Genomic DNA, 22,700 nt, shown 5'->3' with positions numbered 1-22,700 from the left:
GCTCGCGGCGGGACCCTGGGGGGCCGATGAGCAACGCACGAGCGCACGGGCCGGACCGGCTCGTGCGCTCGTCGCGCGTGACGCAGGAGGAGAGGGGCGGCGGTCCGACCGCCAACTGACATGGCCGCTTTCGTCGACCGGGTCGTCGTCCACGTCAGTGCCGGTAACGGCGGGCACGGCGTCGCGTCGATCCACCGGGAGAAGTTCAAGCCGCTCGGCGGCCCCGACGGGGGCAACGGCGGCAACGGGGGCGACGTCGTGCTCGAGGTCGACCCGAGCGTGCACACCCTCCTGGACTTCCACCACCGGCCCCACCAGAAGGCCGGCAACGGCCGGCCCGGCGAGGGCAGCCACCGAAACGGCGCCCGCGGCGAGGACCGCGTGCTGCGGGTCCCCGCCGGCACGGTGGTCAGCACCCCCGACGGCGAGGTGATCGCCGACCTGGTCGGCGCCGGCACCCGCGTCGTGCTCGCCCGCGGCGGCCGCGGCGGCCTCGGCAACGCCGCGCTGGCCAACTCCCGCCGCAAGGCGCCCGGCTTCGCGCTGCTCGGCGAGCCCGGCGAGGCCCTCGACGCCGTCATCGAGCTCAAGAGCATCGCCGACGTCGGCCTCGTCGGGTTCCCCTCGGCCGGCAAGTCCTCGCTGATCGCGGCCATGTCCGCGGCGCGGCCGAAGATCGCCGACTACCCGTTCACCACGCTGGTGCCCAACCTCGGCGTGGTCCGCGCCGGCGACACGACGTTCACCATGGCCGACGTCCCCGGCCTCATCCCCGGGGCGTCCCAGGGCAAGGGGCTGGGCCTGGAGTTCCTCCGCCACATCGAGCGCTGCGCCGTGCTGGTGCACGTCGTCGACATGGCCACTCCCGAGCCCGGCCGCGACCCGGAGAGCGACATCGAGGCGCTGCAGCACGAGCTGGCCCAGTACCGGGCCGACCTGGTGGAGCGGCTGCGGGTCGCCGTCCTCAACAAGGTCGACGTGCCCGACGGCCGGGAGCTGGTCGACCTGGTCCGCGGCTCGATCGAGGAACGCGGGCTCGCCGTCTTCCCGGTCAGCGCCGCCACCGGGGAGGGGCTGCGCGAGCTCGGCTTCGCGCTCGCCGCGGCGGTCGAGGAGCACCGCGCCGCCCTCCCCGAGCCGGAGCCGGCGCGGATCACCCTGCGGCCGCGCGCGGTCGACGACAGCGGGTTCACCGTCACCCGGGACGACGACGGCGGCTTCCTCGTCCGCGGCGTGAAGCCGGAGCGCTGGGTGCGGCAGACCGACTTCAGCAACGACGAGGCGGTCGGCTTCCTCGCCGACCGGCTCAACCGCCTCGGGGTCGAGGAGGCCCTGGCCGAGGCCGGGGCGGTCGAGGGGGACGCGGTGACCATCGGCGACGTCACCTTCGACTTCGTGCCGACCCTGCCGGCGGGCACCCTGTCGGCCGAGGAGGCCGCCGGGCTCGGCGGCCGCGGGACCGACACCCGCCTGGAGTCCGCGCACCGGGTGCGGGCCGAGGAGCGGCTGGCGGCCAAGCGCGCCCGCCGGGTGCCCTACGAGCTGACCGACACCTGGTCGGACGAGGACCTGCCCGACGAGGACGGCGAGGCGTGAGCGTCCGCCCGGAGATCGCCGCCGCCCGCCGGGTCGTCGTCAAGGTCGGCTCGTCGTCGCTGACCACGCTGCCCGGCGGCCTCGACCGGGCCCGGCTGGCGGGGCTGGTCGACGTCCTCGGCGCGCAGCGGGCCGCCGGCCGCGAGGTCGTCCTCGTCTCCTCCGGCGCCATCGCCGCCGGGCTGGCGCCCCTCGGCATCGACGGCCGGCCCCGCGACCTGGCCACCGCGCAGGCCGCCGCCAGCGTCGGGCAGCTGCGCCTGGTGCAGACCTACGCCGACGCCTTCGCCCGGCACGGGGTCACGGTGGGCCAGGTGCTCCTGACCGCCGACGACCTGACCCGCCGCAGCCACTACCGCAACGCGCACCGGACCGTGGAGCGGCTGCTCACCCTCGGCGTGCTGCCGATCGTCAACGAGAACGACACGGTCGCCACCGAGGAGATCCGCTTCGGTGACAACGACCGGCTGGCCGCGCTGGTGGCGCACGTCGCGCAGGCCGACGCGCTGCTGCTGCTCTCCGACGTCGACGGGGTCTACGACGGCGACCCGCGCACCGGCCCCGCCCGGCTGCTCGACACCGTGCACGACCCCGACGACCTCGCCACGGTCACCCTCGGGTCGGCGCGCCGCAACGGGGTCGGGACCGGTGGGATGGCCACCAAGGTCGAGGCCGCGCTCATCGCCGCGCACGCCGGCGTGCCCGTCGTCGTCACCTCCACCGCGCAGGCGGCCGCCGCGCTGGCGGGGGAGCGGGTCGGCACGCTGTTCGCCGTGGCCGGCCGCCGTCCCGGCGCCCGGCAGTTCTGGCTGCGCTACGCCAGCCGCCCGCGGGGCCGGCTGCTGCTCGACGAGGGCGCCGTGCGCGCGCTGCGCGAGCGCGGCGCCTCGTTGCTGGCCGCCGGCATCACCGGGGCGACCGGGGAGTTCCTCGCCGACGACCCCGTGGAGCTCGTCGGGCCCGACGGCGTGGTCGTGGCCCGCGGGCTCGTCGCCTACGACGCCCGGGAGATGCCCGCGCTGTTCGGCCGCAAGACCGGCGAGCTCGACCCCGAGTACCGCCGCGAGGTGGTGCACCGCGACGAGATGGTCCTCGTCGGGCGGCGCACCCGCGGCTGAGAGACTGCGCGGCGTGACAGTCCGCCCCATCCGAGAGCTCGGCGACCCGGTCCTGCGCACCCCGGCCGACGAGGTGCGCTCGTTCGACAAGGAACTCGCCGCGCTGGTCCGCGACCTCGAGGAGACGGTCGACCACCCCGGGCGGGCCGGCGTCGCCGCTCCGCAGATCGGCGTCGGGCTGCGCGCGTTCTCCTACAACGTCGACGGGCGCATCGGCCACGTCGTCAACCCGCGGATCGTCGAGCTGTCCCAGGAGACCCAGGACGGCGACGAGGGCTGCCTGTCCATCCCCGGCATCTGGGCGCCGACCGTGCGCGCGATGCACGCGGTGGTCGAGGGCTTCGACGTCCACGGCGAGCCGATCCGGGTCGAGGGCAGCGGCCTCATGGCGCGGGCGCTGCAGCACGAGGTCGACCACCTCGACGGGAAGGTCTTCCTCGACCGGCTGACCGGCGACGCCCGGAAGGCCGCGCTGCGCGCGCTGCGCGAGCGGGCCTGACCGGCGCGGCGACGACGTCTCGGGCGGGTCGCCCCCGGAGCCGGGCCCCTACGGTGGGGCGGTGACCGATCTCGCCGCCCGCGCCCGCACCCTCGCCGACCTGCACGCCGCGCCCGGCATCCTGGTGCTGGCCAACGTCTGGGACGTCGTCTCCGCCCGGGTCGTCGCCGCCACCGAGGGGGTCCGCGCCCTGGCCACCGCCAGCCACGGCATCGCCGCGACCTTCGGCTACGAGGACGGCGAGAACATCCCGCTCGACCTGCACCTGGACATGGTCCGGCGGATCACCGCCGCCGTGGACCTACCGGTGAGCATGGACATGGAGGCCGGCTACGGGGACGCGGGGGAGACCGCCCGCCGGGCCATCGGGGCCGGCGTCGTGGGCGGCAACCTCGAGGACCAGATGAGGCCCCTCGACGACGCGGTGGCCGCCGTCGAGGGGGTGCTGCGCGCCGGCCGGGACGCCGGGATCGACTTCGTGCTCAACGCCCGCACCGACGCCGTCCTCCGCGCGCAGGGCGACCGGCAGCAGGCGCTGGCCGAGGCGGTGCGCCGCGGGCAGGCGTTCCTGGCGGCCGGGGCCCCGGTCGTCTTCGTCCCCGGTGTGGTCGCCCGGGAGGAGATCGAGACCCTGGTCGAGGGGCTGGGGCGCGGGAAGCTGAGCCTGATCAGCGTGCCGGGCGCCTCGCTGCCGGCCCGCGAGATGCAGGACCTCGGCGTCGCCCGGGTCTCGACCGGCCCGTTCACCCAGCGGGTCGCCCTCACCGCCCTGCAGGACGCCGCCGCCGAGGTGGTGCGCGGCGGCACCCTGCCGGCCGGTACTCGCACGCTCAACTGAGCTCGAGCCGGGTTGGCCAGGTCGACCTGGCCAGCCTGGCCGGCAGGCCTTACCGTGGCTGCATGACGTACGTCAACGTCCAGGAGGCCAAGACGCGGCTGTCCCAGCTGCTCGCCGCCGCAGAGCGCGGCGAGGAGGTCGTGATCGCACGCGGCGGCCGCCCGGTGGTGCGGCTCGTGCCGGTCGACGAGCCCGCACCCCGGCCCGTCGGCTTCGTGGTGGGCTCCGTCCCCGAGTCCTTCTTCGAGCCGCTGCCGGAGGACGAACTGGCCCGGTGGGGGTGACCTCGCTCCTCCTCGACACCCACGCCCTGCTGTGGGTGCTGCTGGAGCCGAGACGCATCCCCACGACGACCCTTGCGTCCCTCCGGGCGTCGGGGACCGCCGTGTACGTGTCCGCGGCCAGCGCCTGGGAGATCGCCACGAAGCACAGGCTCGGCAAGCTGCAGGGCGCGGGCGCCGTGGTGAGCGGGTACCGGGAGCACCTCGCCAGGCTCCGCGCGGAGGAGCTCCCCATCACCGGACCGCACGCGCTGACCGCCGGCACCCTGCAGTGGGACCACCGTGACCCGTTCGACCGGGTGATCGTCGCCCAGGCGGTGCTGGAGTCCCTGCCCGTCGTGACCGGTGATGCTGCGCTCCGGGATTTCCCGGCCATCCGCACGGTCTGGTGACCCCTGGATCAGGAACCCGGGCGGGGAGGTGACCGGCTTCGCCCGCCCTGCACGCGTGAGCCCGCTACCGGCGGGTAGCCCCCCGGGGGACGACGACGTCACGAGGGGTGGGCGCATGTCCGAGCTGCTGACCGGGGACTTCTTCGGCTACGAGTCGCTGCTGGCCGAGGACGAGCGCAAGGAGCTGCAGGCACTGCGGGACTTCCTCGAGACCGAGGTCCGGCCCCGGGTCAACGCGGCGTGGGCGGCCGCCGAGTTCCCGATGGACCTGATCCCGCGCTTCGCCGAGGTCGGCGCGGTCGGCCGGGGCTACGAGTGGGACGGCCGGCCGGCGACCTCCCGGCTCTACAACGGCTTCCAGGCCCTGGAGCTCTCCCGGGTCGACCCGTCGATGGCGACCTTCCTGGGCGTGCACAACGGCCTGGCGATGGGGTCCGTCGTGATCCTGGGCTCGGAGGAGCAGCGGCAGCGCTGGCTCCCGGCGATGATGCGCCTGGAGGCCGTCGGCGCCTTCGCGCTGACCGAGCCCGAGGGCGGGTCCGACGTGGCCCGTGGCCTGCGCACCACCGCCCGCCGGGAGGGTGACGAGTGGGTGCTCGACGGCGCCAAGCGGTGGATCGGCAACGGCACCTTCGCCGACCACGTCGTCGTCTTCGCCCGGGACGTGGCCGACGACCAGGTCAAGACCTTCGTCGTCGACAAGGGCACCCCGGGCTTCACCGCCACCAAGATCGAGGACAAGTTCGCCCTGCGCACGGTGCAGAACGCCGACCTCACCTTCACCGGGTGCCGCATCCCCGCGGAGAACAAGCTCGAGGGCGGCAACTCCTTCCGCGACGTCAACAAGGTGCTCAAGGTGACCCGCGGCGGGGTCGCGTGGTCCGGCGTCGGCTGCCAGATGGGCGCCTACGAGGCCGCGCTCCGGTACGCCGGCGAGCGCGAGCAGTTCGGCCGGCCGATCGGCGGCTTCCAGCTGGTGCAGGACCTCCTGGCGCGCATGCTCGGCAACGTCACCGCGTCGCTGGGCATGGTGGTCCGCGTCGCCCAGCTGCAGGAGGCCGGGGACCTGCGCGACGACCAGGCGGCGCTGGCCAAGAGCTACGTGACCACCCGCGGCCGGGAGACCGTGGCCATGGCGCGCGAGGTGTTCGGCGGCAACGGGATCGTCCTGGACAACGACGTCATCCGGTACTTCGCCGACGCCGAGGCGCTGTACTCGTACGAGGGCACCCGGGAGATCAACACCCTCATCGTGGGCCGGTCGGTGACCGGGCACAGCGCCTTCGTCTGACCGTGCCGCCCGGCGCCGGCTCCGCCCCGGTCAGAGGGCCAGCCCCGAGCCGGGCAGGACGAGGCCGCGGACCTCGAACTCCGTACCCGGCGGCGGGCCGGGTGGGACCTCCGCGCCGACCTCGGCGAGGACCGGGCCGACCACCTCGGCCTCGTAGCGGTCGTGGGCCTGCCTCGACTCCCAGACCTCGACCACCTGGAAACCTTCGTCGGTCGCGCGGGCGAGGTGCACGAGCAGCCCGTGGACGGTCCCGCCGGTCCGGCGGAGCAGCTCGGCGTGCACGGCGTCGTACACCTCGGCCGGCGCCGGGACGTCGACGACCAGGCCCCAGGTCACCGGGGGCTCCCCAGCGCGTCGCCGGGCCGGCGCGCGGACAGGTGGGCCGCCCCCTCGCCGGAGAGCCGGTCGACGGCCGCCCTCCGGCCGGTGAGGAGCAGCAGCAGCGCGCCCATCGGGCCCTCGACCGGGGCGCCGGTGCCGACGGCCCAGTCGGTGTCGGTGGCGACCAGCCGCAGCCCGGCCAGCCGGCGCCGGGCGTGGAAGGGGAAGCCGGTGTCCCAGACCCGGGTGCCGGCGGCCGCCGCTGCGGCCGGCGGCACGGGGCGGTCCCGGTCCAGCGGGACGGCGATGTCCTGGCCGTGCACCAGGACGTCGATGAGCGGCTCCATCGGGGTGATGAACGGGGCGGTGCGCCGGGAGCCGACCATCTCCCGCAGCCGCCGGGCACACTCCGCGGGCGGCAGCGGGCCGGCACGCAACGCCGAGTCCCGGATCATCCGGTCGAAGTTGCCGCGGGCGCGGACGGCGGCGACGAGGGCCTTCCCGAGCCCCATGTGCGCCTGGGTGAGGTGGACGGCGACGTCGACCACCCGCCAGCCCTCGCACAGGGACGGGGTCTCCCCCTCCTCGGCCGTCAGGCCCTCCAGCAGGTCCGCCAGGCCGGCCCGCTCCGCGTCGATGGCGCGCCACACGTCGTCGAGGTCCACGGCAACCCCCAGTTGGTACGATGGTCTGACCATTCAGTCAGATCGTCTGACGACCGTCAAGGGGGACCGTGAGCGCGGACCGGCAGAACCTCGGCCTGCTGTGCTTCTACCCGCACCGTGCCATGGAGGTGCGGCTGCTCGCCGCGCTGGCGGAGGAGGGGTACGGCGACATCACGCTCGCGCAGGGCCGGATCGCCGCCCGCATCGGCCCCGGCGGCACCCGCCTGACCGACCTCGCCGCCCAGGCGCTGGTCACCAAGCAGACCACCGGCCACCTGGTCGACCAGCTGGAGCGGGCCGGCTACGTGCGGCGGCTGCCCGACCCCACCGACGCCCGCGCCCGCCTGGTCGTCATTGCCGAGCGGGGGGAGGCGGTGGTCGCCGTCGCCCGGCGGGTGGAGGCCGAGGTGGAGGCGGAGTGGACCGCCCACCTCGGTGAGGAGGACGCCGCCCGGCTGCGGGAGATCCTGACCCGGCTGCGGGAGGTCACCGACCCCTGGCGCTGAGGGGTCCGCCTCGGCCGGCCGCGGCGCAGGCCGGGCAGGTGCCGAAGACCTCCACCTGGTGCGCCACGTCGGCGAAGCCGTGTTCGGCGGCGACCCGGGCGGCCCAGCGCTCGACAGGTGGGTCGGCCACCTCGACGGTGCGCCCGCACCCGCGGCAGACGAGGTGGTGGTGGTGCACCGGGGAGCAGCGCCGGTAGGAGGCCTCGCCCTCCGGGCTGCGCAGCACGTCGACCTGGCCGTCGTCCACCAGGGCCTGCAACGCCCGGTAGACCGTCGCCAGGCCGACGGCGTCCCCCCGCTCGCGCAGCAGGGCGTGCAGGTCCTGCGCGCTGCGGAAGCCGTCGAGGTCGTCCAGGAGGGCGAGCACCGCGCTGCGCTGGCGCGTCTGCCGGCGAGGGGTCTCCGGTGCCGGCGTGCTCACGGTCGTCCTCCCTGCCCGGCGCGCGCGCCGTGCTCGTCGTAGTGGACCCCCGCGCCGGTCCGGTGCGGGGCGTGCAGGTGCCCGTCGTGGTCGTAGTCCACGTGGTCGCCGTGCGGGACCGCCGGGTGCCCGCACCCGGCACCGTGCTCGTGCGGGTGGGCCGCGTGGACGTCGACCCTACGCCGGTGCCGGCGGCGGGCCGTCGTCTCGCGGGCGGCCACGGTCGCGGAGACGAGCAGGAACAGCGCGATGGCCAGCAGCACGATCGTGCCGCCCGACGGGGTTCCGGCGTAGTAGGAGGCGCTGGTGCCCGAGACGCTCACCACGAGGCCGATGCCGCAGGCGAGCAGGAGCGTCTGCCGGAAGCTGCGCCCGACCAGCTGCGCCACGGCGCTGGGCAGGATCATCAGGGCGCTGATCAGCAGCAGCCCGACCACCCGCATGGACAGCACCACCGTGGACGCGACGAGCGCGGCGAGCACGACGTTGAGCGGGAGCACCGGCAGCCCGACGGCCCGGGCGTACTCCTCGTCGTCGCTGACCGCGTACAGCCGCTGCCCGAGCAGCCAGACGACGGCGACCACGACGGCGGCGATGACGGCGAACACGGCGACGTCGGTGGCGCTGGTGGTGGTGATCGCGCCGAAGAGGTAGGCGTCGAGGTTGGTCGCCCGGCCCCGGGGCGCGAGGCTGAGCAGGACGACGCCGCCGGCGATCCCGCCGTAGAAGAGGGCGGCGAGGGCGACGTCCCCGCTGGTGCGGCCGCGGGCGCGGATGAGCTCGATCAGGACCGCGCCGAGGACGGCGGCCACGAGCGCGGTCCCGACCGGCGCCGTCGCCGTCAGGACGCCCACCGCGACGCCGGTGAGGGCGACGTGGCCCAGGCCGTCGCCGAGCAGCGAGAGCCGCCGCTGCACGAGGAAGACACCGACCGCGGGGGCCACCAGGCCCACCATCAGGGAGGCGAGCAGCGCCCGCTGCATGAAGCCGTACTCGAGCAGCTCCACGTCACAGCCCCCTGTCCGTCGTCACGCGCAACTGGTCGACCCGGTACCCGGTGGGGGCGTCCTCCGCGGGGTGGTGGCAGTCGCCGCGCGGCGGGCCCGCCGCGGCCAGGGGGCCGTCGTAGTCGATCCGCCCGTGGTCGACGACCACGGCGCGGGTGAGCACCCCGGCGAGCGGGCCGCTCTCGTGGGTGACGACGAGCAGCGTCGTCCCCGCGGCGGACACGCCGGCGAGCACCCCCGCCAGCGCCTCCTGGCTGGCGGCGTCCACCCCCGCCGTGGGCTCGTCCATGACCAGCAGGTCCGGTCGGGCGGCCAGGGCGCGGGCCACGAGCACCCGGCGCTGCTGCCCGCCCGAGAGCGAGGCGACCGGGTCGTGGATGCGGTCGGCCAGGCCGACGGCGGCGACCGCCTCGGCCACCGCGGCCCGGTCGGCCCGCGCCAGCCGCCGGACCAGCCCGAGCCGGGGCAGCCGGCCCACGCTGACCACCTCGCGCACCGTCGCCGGCACCGCGCCGCTGACGGTGTGCCGCTGCGGCACGTAGCCGACCCGGCCGCGCTCGCGCAGCCGGCCGACCGGCGCGCCGAGCACCTCGACCGTCCCGTCCAGCACGGTGGCGAGGCCGAGCAGCCCGCGGGCCAGCGTCGTCTTGCCCGAACCGTTGGAGCCCAGGACGGCGACGGCCTCACCGTGCCGCACGGTCAGGTCGGCGCCGCACACGATCGGCACGTCGCCGTAGCCGATGGTGGCGCGCCGGAGCCGGACGGCGACGTCGTCGCGGTCCGGCTCCGGGCGTGGGGTGGTGCTCACGAGCAGGACTGCCCCTCCTGCAAGGTGGCGAGGTTGGCGCGCATGACCTCGAGGTAGTCCTCCCCGGCCGACTCGTCGGTCAACCCCTCCAGCGGGTCCAGGACGGCGGTCTCGACGCCGGCCTCCGCCGCGACCGTCTCGGCGACGGCCGGGTCGACGAGGGTCTCGGTGTACACCGTGGTCACCCCGCGCTCCTGCACCAGCTCGGTGATCTCGGCCAGCTGGCCCGGGCTCGGCTCCTGGCTCGGGCTGAGCCCGCTGATGCCGACCACCTCGAGACCGTAGCGGTCGGCGAGGTAACCGAAGGCGTCGTGGGAGGTGACCAGGGTGTCCACCGCGCAGCCGCCGAGGCCCTCCTGCATCTCGGCGTCCAGCGCCTCCAGGTCGGCGCGCAGCGCCGCCGCGTTCTCCTCGTAGGTCGCGGCGCCGTCGGGGTCGAGCTCGGCGAGCCGGTCGGCCAGGGCGTCGCCGACGTCGGCCAGCCGGGTCGGGTCCAGCCAGAAGTGCGGGTCGGCGGCCTCCTCGCCCCCGGCCTGCTCCTCCTCGGCGTGCTCCTCGCCCTCCTGCCCGTGGTCGTGGGCCTCGGTGGTCAGCGAGAGCTCGGCGGCCCGGCCGGCGTCCCAGGCCGAGCCGGAGGCCTCCGACTGCGCCGCCTCGTCCAGCGCGGCCTGGAAGCCCTCCAGGTAGACGAAGAGGTCGGCGTCGCTGACCGCGCCGACGTCCTGCGGGGTGAGCTCCAGGTCGTGCGGCTCGGCCCCCGGCGGCGTCAGTGAGGTCACCTCGACGCGCTCGCCCCCGACCCGCTCCGCGGCCCACTCCAGCGGGTAGAAGCCGGCCACCACGTCCAGGCCGCCCCCGCTCCCGCCGCCGGCGGACGCCGCGTCGCCGTCGGACCCCCCGCACCCGCTCAGCGCCAGCGCGGCGGCCGATGCAGCCGCCACCGCGGCCGTCCACGTCTTCGCATTCATGAGAATCATTCTCGCACGGGTCGCGGTGCAGGTGGAGGCCGGTGCCGGAGGCGCCCGCGCGTACCCTCGCGGTGTGTCCGACGTCTCCGGCCTGCCGCTGATCGGGGCCGCCGCGCTGCGTGCCCGCACCGCCGCACGGGTGCTGCGCACCCTGCCCACCGACACCAAGGACGCCGCGCTGCGGGCGATGGCCGACGCGCTGGTCGAGCGCGCCGACGAGGTGCTGACCGCCAACGCCGCGGACGTCGAGGCCGCGGCCGCCGACGGCACCCCGGCCGCGATCCTGGACCGGCTCCGGCTCGACGCCGGGCGGATCGCCGGGGTGGCCGACGCGCTGCGCCAGCTGGTCGCCCTGCCCGACCCGGTCGGCGACGTCGTCCGCGGCTCGACGCTGCCCAACGGGCTGCAGCTGCGCCAGGTGCGGGTCCCGCTCGGCGTGGTCGGCATCGTCTACGAGGCCCGGCCCAACGTCACCGTCGACGCCGCCGGGCTGTGCCTCAAGAGCGGCAACGCGGCCCTGCTGCGCGGCTCCGCCTCCGCCTTCCGCACCAACACCGCCCTCGTCGCCGTGCTCACCGAGGCGGCCGAGAAGGCGGGGCTGCCGGCCGGGTCGATCGAGCTGCTGCCCGCCGACCGCGCCTCGGTCGGGGAGCTGCTCGGCGCCCGCGGGTTCGTCGACGTCGTCATCCCGCGCGGCGGGGCCTCGCTCATCCAGCGGGTGGTGCGCGAGGCGCGGGTCCCGGTGATCGAGACCGGCGAGGGCAACTGCCACGTCTACGTCGACGCCTCGGCCGACCCCGCGATGGCCGAGGCGATCGTGCTCAACGCCAAGACGCACCGGGTGAGCGTCTGCAACTCCGCCGAGACGCTGCTCGTCCACCGCGACGCGCCGTTCCTGCCGCGGCTGCTGTCGGCCCTGGTCGACGCCGGGGTCACGCTGCACGGGGACGTCGCCGCGCAGGCCGCCCACGACGCCGTCGTCCCCGCGACCGACGAGGACTGGGCCACCGAGTACCTGTCGATGGACATGGCGGTGCGGGTCGTCGACGACCTGCCGCAGGCACTCGACCACATCGCGCGGTGGGGGAGCGGGCACTCCGAGGCGATCGTGGCCGACTCGGCCCGCGCGATCGCGGAGTTCACCGCCGGCGTCGACGCCGCGGCGGTCCTGGTGAACGCCTCGACCCGGTTCACCGACGGCGGCGAGTTCGGCTTCGGCGCCGAGATCGGCATCTCCACCCAGAAGCTGCACGCCCGCGGTCCGCTCGGCCTGCCGGAGCTGACCTCCACCACCTACGTCGTCACCGGGAGCGGCCATGTGCGCTAGCCGCGGCCGGCCCTCGGCCACCGGGCGCACCCGCCGCTGACGCACCCCGCCGTCCCGATCGGAGCCGCATGCCCCGCCCCCCGTCGCAGTCCCCGCAGTTCTCCTCGGTCGCCGACGTCGGCAAGCGGCTGTCCACGGCCGGTTACCTGCCCGACGCGCAGATCGCCACGACGGTCTTCCTCGCCGACCGGCTGGGCAAGCCGCTGCTGGTGGAGGGGCCGGCCGGTACCGGCAAGACCGAGCTGGCCAAGGCGCTGGCCGCGGCGACCGGGTCGGAGCTGATCCGGCTGCAGTGCTACGAGGGCCTCGACGAGGCCCGGGCGCTGTACGAGTGGAACTACAAGAAGCAGCTGCTGCGGATCCAGGCGGCGCAGGGTGACGGGGGCGCCGACTGGGGCACCGTCCACGACGACATCTTCGGCGAGGAGTTCCTGCTCTCCCGGCCGCTGCTGACCGCGATCCGGCGGACCGAGCCGACCGTGCTGCTGGTCGACGAGACCGACAAGGCCGACGTCGAGGTCGAGGGGCTGCTGCTGGAGGTGCTGAGCGACTTCCAGGTCACCATCCCCGAGCTCGGCACGGTGACCGCGACCCGGCGGCCCATGGTGGTGCTCACCTCGAACGCCACCCGGGAGCTGTCCGAGGCGCTCAAGCGGCGCTGCCTCTACCTGGCGCTGGACTACCCCTCGGCCGAGCGGGAGCGCGAGATCGTGCTCTCCCGGGTGCCCGACCTCGCCGCGGGGCTGGCCGAGCAGCTCGTGCGCACCATCCGCGCGCTGCGGGCCCTGGAGCTGAAGAAGTCGCCGTCGATCTCCGAGACGCTCGACTGGGCGCAGACGCTGCTGGAGCTGGGCCTGGACACCCTGGACGAGGCGGCGGTCCGCTCGACGCTCGGCGTGGTTCTCAAGCACGCCAGCGACCAGGAGCGGGCCGCGGCCGAGCTGCGGCTGAACTGATGGCCGCCGCAGCGTCGCCCGCCGCGTCCCCCGCTGCGTCGCCGGCGCCGGAGCCCGGCGGGCTCGCCGGTCACCTCGACGGGTTCGTCCGCGCGGTGCGCGAGGCCGGCATCCCGGTCGGGATCAGCCAGGCCGTCGACGCCGCGGAGATCCTCACCGCCGTCGACCTGCTCGACCGCGAGCAGCTGCGCCACGGGCTGGCCGCGGTCCTGCTGCAGCGGGCCGCCCAGCGACCGGCCTACGACGTCCTCTTCGACCTCTGGTGGCCGCTGGGCGACCGGCCCGACGTGCCGCCGGGCGAGGAGGACGCGGAGGCCGGTGCGGCGGGGGAGTCCACGCTCGACGTCCCGGACGGCGCCGACCTCGCCGAGCTGATGCGCGCCGAGCTGGCCCGGCTGCTGCTCGACGGGGACGAGGAGGCGCTGCGCCGGTTCGCCCGGCTGGTCGTCGACCAGCTGGGCCGGGCCACCCCGTCGCCGTCGGGCCAGTCGTTCTTCAGCTACCGGGTGATGCGCGCGCTGTCGCCGGACACCCTGGTCGCGCAGCTGCTGGCCGGCCTGCTCGGCGACGGCGAGCGCGGCGGGCTGGCCGAGCAGGTGGCCCGCCAGACGGTGCGCGAGCGGCTGGCGGCCTTCCGGGCCGCGGTGGAGGCCGAGGTCCGGCGGCGGACGGCGGCCGAGCGCGGCCGCGACCGGGTCGCTGCGAACGCCGTCCGCCCGCTGGCCGACCAGGTCGACTTCCTGCGCGCCCAGGCCGCCGACCTCGCCGAGCTGCGCCGCACCGTGGCCCCGCTGGCGCGGCGGCTGGCGGTGCGGCTCTCGGCGCGCCGGCGGATGGGGCGGGAGGGCCGGCTGGACTTCCGGCGCACCGTGCGCGCCTCGCTGGGCACCGGCGGCGTCCCGGTCGTGACCCACCACCGGCCGCGGAAGGTGCACAAGCCCGAGCTGGTGGTGCTCTGCGACGTCAGCGGCTCGGTGGCCGGGTTCAGCCACTTCACGCTGATGCTCACGCAGGCGCTGCGCGAGCACTTCTCCGGGGTGCGGGCCTTCGCCTTCGTCGACACCACCGACGAGGTCACCCGGTTCTTCCGCCCCGGGGCCGACGTGGCCGACGCGGTGCAGCGGATCGGCCGGGAGGCCGCCGTCGTGGGCTTCGACGGGCACAGCGACTACGGGACCGCGTTCGAGGTCTTCGCCGACCGGTGGCCCACCGCCGTCGGCCCCAAGACCTCGCTGCTGGTGCTCGGCGACGGGCGGACCAACTACCGCCAGCCCGGCCTGCCCGTGCTCGGCGACCTGGTGCAGCGGGCCCGCACGGCGCACTGGCTCAACCCGGAGCCGCGCCGGCTGTGGGGGAGCGGTGACTCGGCGGCCGACCGCTACGGCGAGGTGGTCGACATGGTCGAGTGCCGCAACGCCGCCCAGCTCGCCGACTTCGTCACGACGCTGTAGCCGGTCGACCACCGGGGTCCCGCCGCATGCTGCCCGCCCCCGGCGGGGGACGGCCGGGCCCGGGCCCGGCCGCCCGGTCGGCGACCGGCGGATACGCTCGATCGGTGACAGGACGGCGGGTCGGGGTGATGGGTGGGACGTTCGACCCGGTCCACCACGGGCACCTGGTGGCGGCCAGCGAGGTCGCCAGCCTGTTCGGGCTGGACGAGGTCGTCTTCGTGCCCACGGGGCAGCCGTGGCAGAAGAGCGACCGCGAGGTCAGCCCGGCGGAGGACCGGTACCTGATGACGGTGATCGCCACGGCCTCCAACCCCCGCTTCTCGGTCAGCCGGGTCGACATCGACCGCGGTGGCCCCACCTACACCATCGACACCCTCACCGACCTGCAGCGGCAGCGCCCGGACGACGAGCTGTTCTTCATCACCGGCGCGGACGCGCTCTCCCAGATCCTCAGCTGGCGGGACAGCGACCGGTGCTTCTCGCTGGCCCACTTCATCGGTGTCACCCGGCCGGGGTTCGACCTCGGCGACTCCCACCTGCCGGAGGGGACGGTGAGCCTGGTGGAGGTGCCCGCGCTGTCGATCAGCTCCAGCGACTGCCGGGACCGGGTCGGGCGCGGCATGCCGGTCTGGTACCTGGTCCCCGACGGCGTCGTCCAGTACATCGAGAAGCGCGGGCTCTACCGCAGGGCCGCCGGCCCACGGCCCCTGCCCGAGGGCCGGCCCGCAGGACCCGCCGACGGCGCGGGTGCCGGGGCCCGGCCCTACGACCGGCCGCCGGCCGGCAACGGCCCGGTCGCAGACCCGCCGTCCCCCGATCTCCAGGAGGTACCCCGATGACCGCCTCGGCCGAGGCGCGCGAGACCGCCCTGCTGGCCGCGCAGGCCGCCAGCGACAAGCTGGCCACGGACGTGTCGATCGTCGACGTCAGCGACCGCCTGGCCATCACCGACGCCTTCGTCCTGGCCTCGGCCCCCAACGAGCGGCAGGTGCAGGCGATCGTCGACGAGGTGGAGGACCGGCTGCGCGCCCACGGCGTGAAGCCCGTGCGGCGCGAGGGCGTCGCCGAGGCCCGCTGGGTGCTCCTGGACTTCGTCGACGTGGTGGTGCACGTCCAGCACACCGAGGAGCGGGCCTACTACGCGCTCGAGCGGTTGTGGAAGGACTGCCCGACCATCCCCTTCGTGGACGCCTCCGCTCCGGACGGCGGTGCGAGCGCCACCACATCACCCGCCACCACACCGCCCGCCACCACACCGCCCGCCACCACCTCACCCGCGGGCACCCTGTCCGCCGACGACGTCGACCCCGGCAGCGCCGACCCCACCCCCCTCGCCCCGGAGCCCACCGCGTCCGGGGGCGGCGACGGTCCCGGGGCCGCCCCGGGCCCGGAGGCGGCCGGCCGGTGACACCGCTGCCCGTCCCGCGGCTGCTGGTCTGGCGGCACGGGCGCACCGAGTGGAACGCGACCGGCCGGTTCCAGGGCCAGCTCGACCCGCCGCTGGACGCGCAGGGACGGCGCCAGGCCGCCGCCGCGGCCGCGCACCTGGCCGCCGACGGGCTCCCCGCGGACGCGACCGTGGTGGTCTCCAGCGACCTGGACCGGGCGCGGTCGACCGCCACCGCCCTCACCGAGGCGCTCGGTGTCCCGTTGCGGCTCGACCCCCGGCTGCGCGAGCACGGGATGGGCTCGTGGGAGGGCCTCACCCGGCAGGAGGTCGCCGACCGGTACCCCGAGCAGTACGCCGACTGGCTCGCCGGGCACCCGGTGCGCGGGCGCGGCGGGGAGGACGTCGCCGAGGTCCCGCGCCGTGCGCTCGCCGCGCTGCGCGACCTGCCCGAGGCCCAGGTCGCGGTGGTCGTGACCCACGGCGGGACGGCGGCCCGGCTGATGGAGGCGCTCCTGGGGCTGGGCCCCGAGCACCGCAGGCTGTTCGGCCCCCTGGCCAACTGCGCCTGGAGCGAGCTGGCCTTCCAGAGCGAGCGGTGGCGACTGCTGCGGCACAACACGGCCGCCCCGCCCCTGCCCGACCCGGCACCGGGGGGAACGCCCGGACGCGGGCCGCTGCAGGCCGGCGCGAGCCCGGAGGAGGGCGCCGCCGGCGCCGTCCAGGACGCCGACGCGGTCACCTGAGCTCCCCGCCGACGGGTCGGCCACCCCGCCGGGGGGTCCCTGCGGCCCGGCCGGATCCGAGGGGGTCGCGCACGGGCTAGCCTCGGCCGGTGTCTGTCGCCGTGGTCACCGACTCCACGGCCTACCTGCCCGCCGAGCTGGTCGCCGCGCACGCCATCGAGGTGGTGCCGCTGTACGTCGTGACCACCGGCCGGTCCGGCCGCGAGGGCGAGGACATCGGGCCCGCCGACGTGGCGCGGGCACTGACCACCCGCGGGCAGCAGGTCTCGACCTCCCGGCCGACGCCGGGGGACTTCGTCGCCGCCTACCGGCGCCGGCTGGCCGCCGGTGCCGACCGCATCGTCTCGGTGCACCTGTCGGCCGATCTCTCCGGGACCGTCAACGCGGCTCGGCTGGCCGCGGCCCAGGTCGGCGAGCACGTGGTCACGGTCGTCGACTCCCGCTCGGCCGCGATGGGCAACGGGTTCGCGGTGCTCGCCGCGGCCCGGGTGGCCGCCTCCGGGGGCACGGCCGAGGAGGTCGCCGCCGCGGCCCGGGACACCGCCGCCCGCACCCGCACCTTCTTCGTCGTCGACACCCTCGAGCACCTGCGCCGGGGCGGGCGGATCGGCTCCGCCGCCTCCATGATCGGCACCGCGCTCGCCATGAAGCCGCTCCTGCACGTCGTCGACGGGCGGGTGCGACCGCTGGAGAAGGTGCGGACGTCGGCCCGCGCGCTGGCCCGGCTGGTGCAGCTCGCGACCGCGGAGGCCGGGGAGGACCCGGTGGCGGTGGCCGTGCACCACCTGGCCGCCCGCGAGCGCGCCGCCCGGCTGACCGGTGACCTGCGCACCCGGCTGCCGCGGCTGCGGGCGTGCCACCTCAGCGAGCTCGGTGCCGCCATCGGTGCCCACGTCGGCCCGGGCGCCGTGGGGGTGGTGGTGGCCCCGGCGACCGAGCCGGTCGAGGAGACGGACCCGCGGCCGCCCGCGCAGCAGCCCGGCGAGGAAGAGGACGGCAGGGGGGACGAGGAGCGGTCCTGAGGGCACCGGGCCACCCTGCCCGGCCCGGCCCCGGCGCCCGGCGCGCCGTCCACAGCCCGGGCCCCCGTCCACAGACGTGCGCTGACCGGCGCCGGTCCGGGCGGCGCTGCCTAGCGTCCGCTGCGTGCGCCTGACCACCCGCCGCGACGAGGACGCCGACGTCATCCGCGCCCGGCTGCGTGCCCTGCTCGAGCAGGAACGCCCGCCGCCCGGCTGGGTCCCGGGGGAGGCGCCGACCCGCGATGCGGACGTCGACGAGGACCCGGACGGGGCCGGTGGCGAGGGCGCTCCCCGCTGGTCCGCTCGGGAGGAGGCCACCGACGACGGACCCGCCCTGCCCGGCGGGCTCGGCCGGCACCGGTCGCCCGGGACGGCCGTCCGGCTGGACCCCGGCCGGCGGGGAGCGCGGTCGCTGTGGGTGGCCGGCCTGGTGGCGGCCCTGGCGGTCGCGGTCTGGACCTGGCTGGACCGCCCGCGGGTGGAGCCGGTGACCGGGGCCGCCGCTGCCGTGAGCCCGGCCCCGTCGGCCTCCCCGCCGGCCGCGCCGGCCGCGGAACCCGCCACCCCCGCCGTCGACGAGGCCGCCGGCACGGACGGCGCGGTGGTGGTGTCGGTGGTCGGCCAGGTCGCCCGGCCGGGCCTGGTGAGCCTGCCGGCCGGTGCCCGTGTCGCCGACGCGGTGGCGGCCGCCGGGGGCCTCCTCCCGGAGGCCGACCCGGCGTCGGTCAACCTCGCGGCCGTGCTGTCCGACGGGCAGCAGATCGCCGTCGGGGTGCCCGGGGTCGGCGCCGGTGCGGGCAGCGAGCCGGCCGCGGCGGGGGCGGGTGGGGCGTCCCCGGTGGACCTCAACGCGGCCACCGCGGCCGACCTCGACGCCCTGCCGGGCATCGGTCCGGTGCTGGCCGGGCGCATCGTCGACCACCGGACCCAGCACGGCCGGTTCACCTCGGTCGAGCAGCTGGACGACGTCCCGGGCATCGGGCCGACCACCTACGCCGAGCTGGCCCCGCTGGTGCGCGTGTGAGGAAGGGGACGCCCGAGACGTCCACCCCCGAGCGCTGGAGCTGGGTCGACCTGCGCCTGGTCCCGGCGGCGGGCACCGTCTGGGCCGGCTCGCTCCTCGCGCCGGCTCTGCCCCCACCCGTGACGTGGGTGGCCGCGGCCGGGGCGGTCGCCGCGGGGGTCCTGGTGTCCCGGCGCCGAGGTGCGGCGGCCGCCGTCGTGCTGGGGGTGCTCGCCGCGGTGGCGGTCACGGCGGCCACGGCCGCGGTGCGCGCCGGCGCGCGGGAGGCCTCCCCGCTGACGGCCGTGGCCGGTGCCGGGGGGGCGGTGACCGTGGATCTCGAGCTGGACGGGGACCCCCGCCCGGTGGGCGGCCCCGGGGCGGCCCGGGTGGCCGCCGATGCGACGGTCACCGCCGTGGAGGACGCCGGGAGGCGCACGCGGACGGCGGACGCCGTCGTGCTGTTCGCCCCGGCCGAGGGCTGGCTGGGCCTGCTGCCCGGGCAGCCGCTCCGGGTACGGGCGTGGGTCGCCCGGGCCGACCCGACCGACGGCCTGGTGGCCCGGGTCTCGGCCCGGGGCCCGCCCGTCCTCCTCGGTCCACCACCGACGGCCCAGCGGATCGCCGGCGGGCTGCGGGACGGTCTGGCCGGCTCGGCGGCGCGGGTGCTCGACGACCGGGCCGGCGGGCTGCTGCCGGGCCTGGTCGTGGGCGACACGCGGGCGATGGACCCGGTGCTCCGCGAGGACTTCCGGCGCGCCGGGCTGTCGCACCTCACCGCCGTGTCCGGCGCGAACGTGGCGATCGTCCTGGCCGGGCTGCTGGCGCCGCTGCGTCGACGGGCGGTCGACCGGAGGGTGCAGGCCCTCGTCGCCGTGGCCGGGCTGGTCGGCTTCGTGCTGCTGGCCCGCCCGACCGCCAGCGTGGTCCGCGCGGCCGCCATGGGCGCGGTGTCCCTGGTGGCGCTGGCGACCGGTCGGTCCCGGGCCGCGGTGCCGGCCCTGGCGGGCTCGGTGGTCGTCCTGCTGCTCGCCGACCCCGCCCTGGCGCGGGACGCCGGCTTCGCGCTGTCCGTGGTGGCGACCGGGGCCATCGTCCTGCTCGCACCCGGGTGGTCCCGCCGCCTGCACCGGCGCGGGTGCCCCCGGCCCGCGGCCGACGCGCTCTCCGTCGCCGCGGCGGCCGGCCTGGCCACGGCGCCCCTGGTGGCGGGGCTGTCGGGTCTGGTCAGCCCGGTCTCCCTGCCGGCCAACCTGCTGGCCGCGCCGGCGGTGCCGCCGGCGACCGTCCTCGGCCTGCTGGCCGCGGTGGCGGGCGCGGTCTGGACCCCGGCGGGGGACGCTCTCACCTGGCTGGCCGGGTGGCCGGTCCGCTGGCTGGTCCTCGTGGCGGAGCAGGCCGCCGCCGTGCCCGACGGCGCCGCGGCGTGGCCGGCCGGCACCCGCGGCGCGGTCCTGCTCACCGTGCTGCTGCTCGCCGCCGGAGGACTGCTGTGGCGCTACCCCCGCGCGCGGGCGCTCGCCCTGGCCGTGCTGCTGGGGGTCGTCCTGCTCGGCTGGCCGCTGCGCCAGGTCACCCGCGGGTGGCCCCCCGCGCAGACGGTGCTCGTGGCCTGCGACGTCGGTCAGGGTGACGCGCTGGTCGTGCCCACCGGCCCGGGAGCGGGGATCCTGGTCGACGCCGGTGCCGAGGTCGCCGCGGTGGACGGGTGCCTGCACCGGCTCGGCATCCACCGGCTGCCGCTCGTGCTGCTGACCCACCTCGACGCCGACCACGTGGGCGGCCTGGCCGGTGCGCTGTCGGGCCGGCAGGTCGGTGAGGTGGCGACCGGGACGCTCTCCCCGGCGGAGGACCGGACGGGTCAGCTGGCGGCGGTCCTGCGCCGGGCCGGGGTGGGGACCCGCGCGGAGCTGGTGCCCGGGCAGCGCCGCACGGTCGGGACCGCGCAGGTCGAGGTGCTGGCCCCGCCGCCGGAGATCGCGACGGCGACGGCGACGGCCAACGACCTGTCCCTCGTGGTCCGGGTGACCCAGCACGGCGTCCGCGTCCTGCTCACCGGCGACCTGAGCGCGCAGGCGGAGGCCCGCCTCCACGCCCGCGGGGTGGACCTGCGCGCCGACGTGCTCAAGGTGCCGCACCACGGCAGCGCGGACGCCGACCGGGCGTTCCTCGCCGCCACGGGCGCCCGCGCCGCGCTGGTCTCGGTGGGGGCGGACAACACCTACGGCCACCCCGCCCCGCGGCTGCTCACCTGGCTGGCGCAGCTCGGCATGGTCGTCCACCGCACCGACCTGCAGGGCGACCTGGCCGTCGCCGGGACCGCCGACCAGTGGGGCGTGGCGGGCCGCGGGGGAGCGGCCGCGGTCGGCAGCGCCGACCCCCGGGGAGCGGCCCCGGTGGGAGCCGGCGCGGTCCGGCCGGTGCCCGGGGACCGTCGGGGTCGCGTGGCACCATGCCGGGGTGGCCGCCGCACCCCCCGCCCCGACCTCCCGGCTCCGCGCGGTCGTGGGCGAGGAGGAGCTGCTGCGCGCCCGGGCGGTCTCCGCCGTCCGCGCCGCCGTGCTCGACCGCCACCCCGACGCCGAGCTGCACGAGCTCGCCGCCCAGGGGCTACCGGTCGGGCAGCTGGCCGACGTGCTCGCTCCCTCCCTGTTCGGCGCGCACCGCCTCGTGGTCGTCACCGGGGTGCACGAGGCCGCGACCGCACTCGTCGATGCGCTGACCTCCTACCTCGGCGACCCCGACCCCGAGCTGACCCTGGTCGTCGTGCACCACGGCGGGAAGCGCAACGAGGCCCTGGTCAAGGCGTTCGTGGCCGCCGGTGCCGCCGTCGACGAGTGCCCCAAGGTCAGCTCGGTCGGGGACCGGATCGCGTTCGTGCGCAACGAGGTGCGGACGGCCGGCGGCCGGATCACCCCGGACGCCGCGACGGCGCTCGTCGAGGCGGTCGGTGCCGACCTGCGCCAGCTCTCCTCGGCCGCCGGCCAGCTCGTCTCCGACTTCGGGGGCGCCGTCGACGCCGACGCCGTGGCCCGCTTCCACCGCGGCCAGGCCGAGGTCAGCGGCTTCACCGTGGCCGAGAAGGTGCTCGTCGGCGACCACCAGGGGTCGCTGGAGATGCTGCGCTGGGCGTTGCAGCGGGGGGTGGCGCACGTGCTCATCGCCGACGCCATCGCCGACGGGGTGCGCACCGCCGCGCGGGTCACCTCGCTGCGCAACACGAACGCGGCCGACCTCGCGCGGACCCTCAAGATGCCGCCCTGGAAGGTCCGCAAGGCCCAGCAGCAGGCACGGGGGTGGAGCATCGAGGGCCTGCAGCAGGCCATCGGCGTGGCCGCCGAGCTCAACGCCGGCGTCAAGGGCGCCGCCGCCAGTGCCGACTACGCGCTGGAGAGCGCCGTCCGGCGGATCGTCGCCATCCGGGCGGCCACCCGCTCCGGCCGCGGCTGACCGGCCTCCGGGGCAGCCCGGACCCGGCCGACCGGCCGCCGGGGGTGGCCCGGACCCGGCCGGCCCCGCCGACCGGCCCCGGCCCGCCGACCGGCCCCGGCGCAGCGGGGACGCCCGGCCCGGGCCCGCCGCCCCTCCCCGGCGCAGCGGGGACGCCCGGCCCCGTTCCCCGGAACGCGAACGGAGCCCCGTCCCACGAGGGGAGGGGGCTCCGTTCGACCGGCCGCGCCGGTGGGCGCGGCAGGGCGGCTCAGAGGCCGGCGATGCGGTGCGCCATGCCGGACTTGCGGTTGGCAGCCTGGTTCTTGTGGATGATGCCCTTGCTGGCGGCCTTGTCGAGCGCCTTGACGGCCTGCTGCATGGCCTCCTGGGCGGCGGCGGCGTCCCCGGTGTCGGCGGCCGTGCGGAAGCGCCGGACGTGCGTCTTCAGGGCGGACTTGACGGCGACGTTGCGCTGACGGCGCTTCTCGTTCGTCTTGATCCGCTTCATCTGGGACTTGATGTTCGCCACGCGTGAGCCTCGGGTGTCTCGAAGGAGAGGAAGTCTGACAGTGCGTCCGGACGGCGTGCGCCAGCGGACCGGTCTGCCAAGATACCAGCGTCGCGAGCGGCACCCCAAGCCCAGCCCCGAGCGCGGGCCCGCCGTG

At 76.7% G+C, this 22,700-nt stretch carries 24 protein-coding genes and 1 pseudogene; 18 read left to right on the top strand and 7 right to left on the bottom strand.

What is annotated here, in order from left to right:
- Window positions 1-120: 120 nt before the first annotated feature.
- From obgE to ACI8AC_RS02125, 7 genes are all read left to right on the top strand, one after another.
- On the top strand, window positions 121-1,596 hold the full coding sequence (gene obgE, locus ACI8AC_RS02155) for a GTPase ObgE (protein ID WP_456894738.1): 1,476 nt from the start codon (window positions 121-123) through the stop codon (window positions 1,594-1,596).
- Entirely contained in the window at window positions 1,593-2,714 is a 1,122-nt protein-coding gene (gene proB / locus ACI8AC_RS02150) for a glutamate 5-kinase (RefSeq protein WP_456894736.1), read from the top strand. Before obgE ends, proB begins: the two co-directional genes overlap by 4 nt.
- A 13-nt stretch (window positions 2,715-2,727) precedes the next feature.
- The gene (gene def / locus ACI8AC_RS02145; RefSeq protein WP_456894734.1) at window positions 2,728-3,213 is read left to right on the top strand and encodes a peptide deformylase; all 486 of its coding nucleotides are present in this window, start codon (window positions 2,728-2,730) and stop codon (window positions 3,211-3,213) included.
- 61 nt (window positions 3,214-3,274) lie between these two features.
- Window positions 3,275-4,051 carry an isocitrate lyase/PEP mutase family protein gene (locus ACI8AC_RS02140; RefSeq protein ID WP_456894732.1) on the top strand — a complete coding sequence of 259 codons (777 nt, stop codon included), beginning with the start codon at window positions 3,275-3,277 and terminating at the stop codon, window positions 4,049-4,051.
- Window positions 4,052-4,113: 62 nt separating this feature from the next.
- Entirely contained in the window at window positions 4,114-4,335 is a 222-nt protein-coding gene (locus tag ACI8AC_RS02135; protein ID WP_456894730.1) for a type II toxin-antitoxin system Phd/YefM family antitoxin, read from the top strand.
- Window positions 4,332-4,724, top strand: a complete 393-nt coding sequence (locus ACI8AC_RS02130; protein WP_456894728.1) for a type II toxin-antitoxin system VapC family toxin — start codon at window positions 4,332-4,334, stop codon at window positions 4,722-4,724. The genes ACI8AC_RS02135 and ACI8AC_RS02130 overlap by 4 nt, the downstream gene beginning before the upstream one ends.
- 115 nt (window positions 4,725-4,839) lie before the next feature.
- Window positions 4,840-6,015, top strand: coding sequence for an acyl-CoA dehydrogenase family protein (locus ACI8AC_RS02125; protein ID WP_456894726.1), 1,176 nt, complete (start codon window positions 4,840-4,842; stop codon window positions 6,013-6,015).
- A 30-nt stretch (window positions 6,016-6,045) separates the two neighbouring features.
- Here the strand turns inward: ACI8AC_RS02125 and ACI8AC_RS02120 are convergent, their stop codons facing one another.
- Together ACI8AC_RS02120 and ACI8AC_RS02115 are read right to left on the bottom strand one after the other, a co-directional pair.
- Window positions 6,046-6,351, bottom strand: coding sequence for a hypothetical protein (locus ACI8AC_RS02120; protein WP_456894724.1), 306 nt, complete (start codon window positions 6,349-6,351; stop codon window positions 6,046-6,048).
- Window positions 6,348-7,034: a maleylpyruvate isomerase family mycothiol-dependent enzyme gene (locus ACI8AC_RS02115; protein ID WP_456894722.1), complete on the bottom strand. Its 687-nt coding sequence runs from the start codon at window positions 7,032-7,034 to the stop codon at window positions 6,348-6,350. Before ACI8AC_RS02115 ends, ACI8AC_RS02120 begins: the two co-directional genes overlap by 4 nt.
- A 35-nt stretch (window positions 7,035-7,069) precedes the next feature.
- On the opposite strand from ACI8AC_RS02115, the gene ACI8AC_RS02110 reads away from it, so the two are divergent.
- Window positions 7,070-7,507 (top strand): MarR family winged helix-turn-helix transcriptional regulator, encoded by a 438-nt coding sequence (locus ACI8AC_RS02110; RefSeq protein WP_456894721.1) that lies wholly within the window; start codon window positions 7,070-7,072, stop codon window positions 7,505-7,507.
- Here the strand turns inward: ACI8AC_RS02110 and ACI8AC_RS02105 are convergent.
- From ACI8AC_RS02105 to ACI8AC_RS02090, 4 genes are read right to left on the bottom strand one after another with little or no spacing between them, the layout of a single operon-like run.
- Complete coding sequence (locus tag ACI8AC_RS02105) at window positions 7,488-7,928, bottom strand: Fur family transcriptional regulator (protein WP_456894719.1); 441 nt, start codon at window positions 7,926-7,928, stop codon at window positions 7,488-7,490. The two genes, ACI8AC_RS02110 and ACI8AC_RS02105, sit on opposite strands and share 20 nt — an antisense overlap.
- On the bottom strand, window positions 7,925-8,935 hold the full coding sequence (locus tag ACI8AC_RS02100; RefSeq protein WP_456894716.1) for a metal ABC transporter permease: 1,011 nt from the start codon (window positions 8,933-8,935) through the stop codon (window positions 7,925-7,927). The genes ACI8AC_RS02105 and ACI8AC_RS02100 overlap by 4 nt, the downstream gene beginning before the upstream one ends.
- Window position 8,936: 1 nt before the next feature.
- A complete protein-coding gene (locus ACI8AC_RS02095; protein ID WP_456894714.1) occupies window positions 8,937-9,743 on the bottom strand; it encodes a metal ABC transporter ATP-binding protein in 807 nt (268 codons plus the stop codon).
- On the bottom strand, window positions 9,740-10,711 hold the full coding sequence (locus ACI8AC_RS02090; RefSeq protein ID WP_456894712.1) for a metal ABC transporter substrate-binding protein: 972 nt from the start codon (window positions 10,709-10,711) through the stop codon (window positions 9,740-9,742). The genes ACI8AC_RS02095 and ACI8AC_RS02090 overlap by 4 nt, the downstream gene beginning before the upstream one ends.
- A 73-nt stretch (window positions 10,712-10,784) precedes the next feature.
- On the opposite strand from ACI8AC_RS02090, the gene ACI8AC_RS02085 reads away from it, so the two are divergent.
- From ACI8AC_RS02085 to holA, 10 genes and pseudogenes are all read left to right on the top strand, one after another.
- Complete coding sequence (locus tag ACI8AC_RS02085) at window positions 10,785-12,038, top strand: glutamate-5-semialdehyde dehydrogenase (protein WP_456894710.1); 1,254 nt, start codon at window positions 10,785-10,787, stop codon at window positions 12,036-12,038.
- A 68-nt stretch (window positions 12,039-12,106) separates the two neighbouring features.
- Window positions 12,107-12,994, top strand: coding sequence for an AAA family ATPase (locus ACI8AC_RS02080; RefSeq protein ID WP_456894708.1), 888 nt, complete (start codon window positions 12,107-12,109; stop codon window positions 12,992-12,994).
- On the top strand, window positions 12,994-14,445 hold the full coding sequence (locus tag ACI8AC_RS02075; RefSeq protein WP_456894706.1) for a vWA domain-containing protein: 1,452 nt from the start codon (window positions 12,994-12,996) through the stop codon (window positions 14,443-14,445). The genes ACI8AC_RS02080 and ACI8AC_RS02075 overlap by 1 nt, the downstream gene beginning before the upstream one ends.
- 104 nt (window positions 14,446-14,549) lie before the next feature.
- Window positions 14,550-15,284, top strand: coding sequence for a nicotinate-nucleotide adenylyltransferase (gene nadD / locus ACI8AC_RS02070; RefSeq protein WP_456894704.1), 735 nt, complete (start codon window positions 14,550-14,552; stop codon window positions 15,282-15,284).
- Window positions 15,281-15,853 (top strand): ribosome silencing factor, encoded by a 573-nt coding sequence (rsfS, locus tag ACI8AC_RS02065; RefSeq protein ID WP_456894702.1) that lies wholly within the window; start codon window positions 15,281-15,283, stop codon window positions 15,851-15,853. The genes nadD and rsfS overlap by 4 nt, the downstream gene beginning before the upstream one ends.
- Complete coding sequence (locus tag ACI8AC_RS02060; RefSeq protein WP_456894701.1) at window positions 15,850-16,578, top strand: histidine phosphatase family protein; 729 nt, start codon at window positions 15,850-15,852, stop codon at window positions 16,576-16,578. Before rsfS ends, ACI8AC_RS02060 begins: the two co-directional genes overlap by 4 nt.
- A gap of 89 nt (window positions 16,579-16,667) precedes the next feature.
- Complete coding sequence (locus ACI8AC_RS02055; protein WP_456894699.1) at window positions 16,668-17,600, top strand: DegV family protein; 933 nt, start codon at window positions 16,668-16,670, stop codon at window positions 17,598-17,600.
- A 124-nt stretch (window positions 17,601-17,724) separates the two neighbouring features.
- Window positions 17,725-18,624 (top strand): ComEA family DNA-binding protein, encoded by a 900-nt coding sequence (locus ACI8AC_RS02050; RefSeq protein ID WP_456894697.1) that lies wholly within the window; start codon window positions 17,725-17,727, stop codon window positions 18,622-18,624.
- A pseudogene (locus ACI8AC_RS02045) lies at window positions 18,621-20,795 on the top strand (ComEC/Rec2 family competence protein); the annotation flags it as partial. The gene ACI8AC_RS02050 and the pseudogene ACI8AC_RS02045, both read left to right, overlap by 4 nt.
- A 268-nt stretch (window positions 20,796-21,063) precedes the next feature.
- Window positions 21,064-22,053, top strand: coding sequence for a DNA polymerase III subunit delta (holA, locus tag ACI8AC_RS02040; RefSeq protein ID WP_456894695.1), 990 nt, complete (start codon window positions 21,064-21,066; stop codon window positions 22,051-22,053).
- Window positions 22,054-22,303: 250 nt separating this feature from the next.
- On the opposite strand, the gene rpsT is transcribed toward holA, so the two are convergent.
- The gene (rpsT, locus tag ACI8AC_RS02035; RefSeq protein ID WP_456894693.1) at window positions 22,304-22,564 is read right to left on the bottom strand and encodes a 30S ribosomal protein S20; all 261 of its coding nucleotides are present in this window, start codon (window positions 22,562-22,564) and stop codon (window positions 22,304-22,306) included.
- Window positions 22,565-22,700: the final 136 nt, after the last annotated feature.

This window comes from Geodermatophilus sp. SYSU D00758 (genome assembly GCF_054049955.1).
Note: the sequence above shows the minus strand (reverse complement) of the source record. Positions and strands in the feature narration are given on the sequence as shown.

Coding starts and splice junctions, on each gene's coding strand:
- obgE (WP_456894738.1), top strand. CDS start 121: ATGGCCGCTTTCGTCGACCGGGTCGTCGTCCACGTCAGTGCCGGTAAC.
- ACI8AC_RS02135 (WP_456894730.1), top strand. CDS start 4,114: ATGACGTACGTCAACGTCCAGGAGGCCAAGACGCGGCTGTCCCAGCTG.
- ACI8AC_RS02125 (WP_456894726.1), top strand. CDS start 4,840: ATGTCCGAGCTGCTGACCGGGGACTTCTTCGGCTACGAGTCGCTGCTG.
- ACI8AC_RS02115 (WP_456894722.1), bottom strand. CDS start 7,034: ATGGTCAGACCATCGTACCAACTGGGGGTTGCCGTGGACCTCGACGAC.
- ACI8AC_RS02090 (WP_456894712.1), bottom strand. CDS start 10,711: ATGAATGCGAAGACGTGGACGGCCGCGGTGGCGGCTGCATCGGCCGCC.
- ACI8AC_RS02080 (WP_456894708.1), top strand. CDS start 12,107: ATGCCCCGCCCCCCGTCGCAGTCCCCGCAGTTCTCCTCGGTCGCCGAC.
- ACI8AC_RS02075 (WP_456894706.1), top strand. CDS start 12,994: ATGGCCGCCGCAGCGTCGCCCGCCGCGTCCCCCGCTGCGTCGCCGGCG.
- rsfS (WP_456894702.1), top strand. CDS start 15,281: ATGACCGCCTCGGCCGAGGCGCGCGAGACCGCCCTGCTGGCCGCGCAG.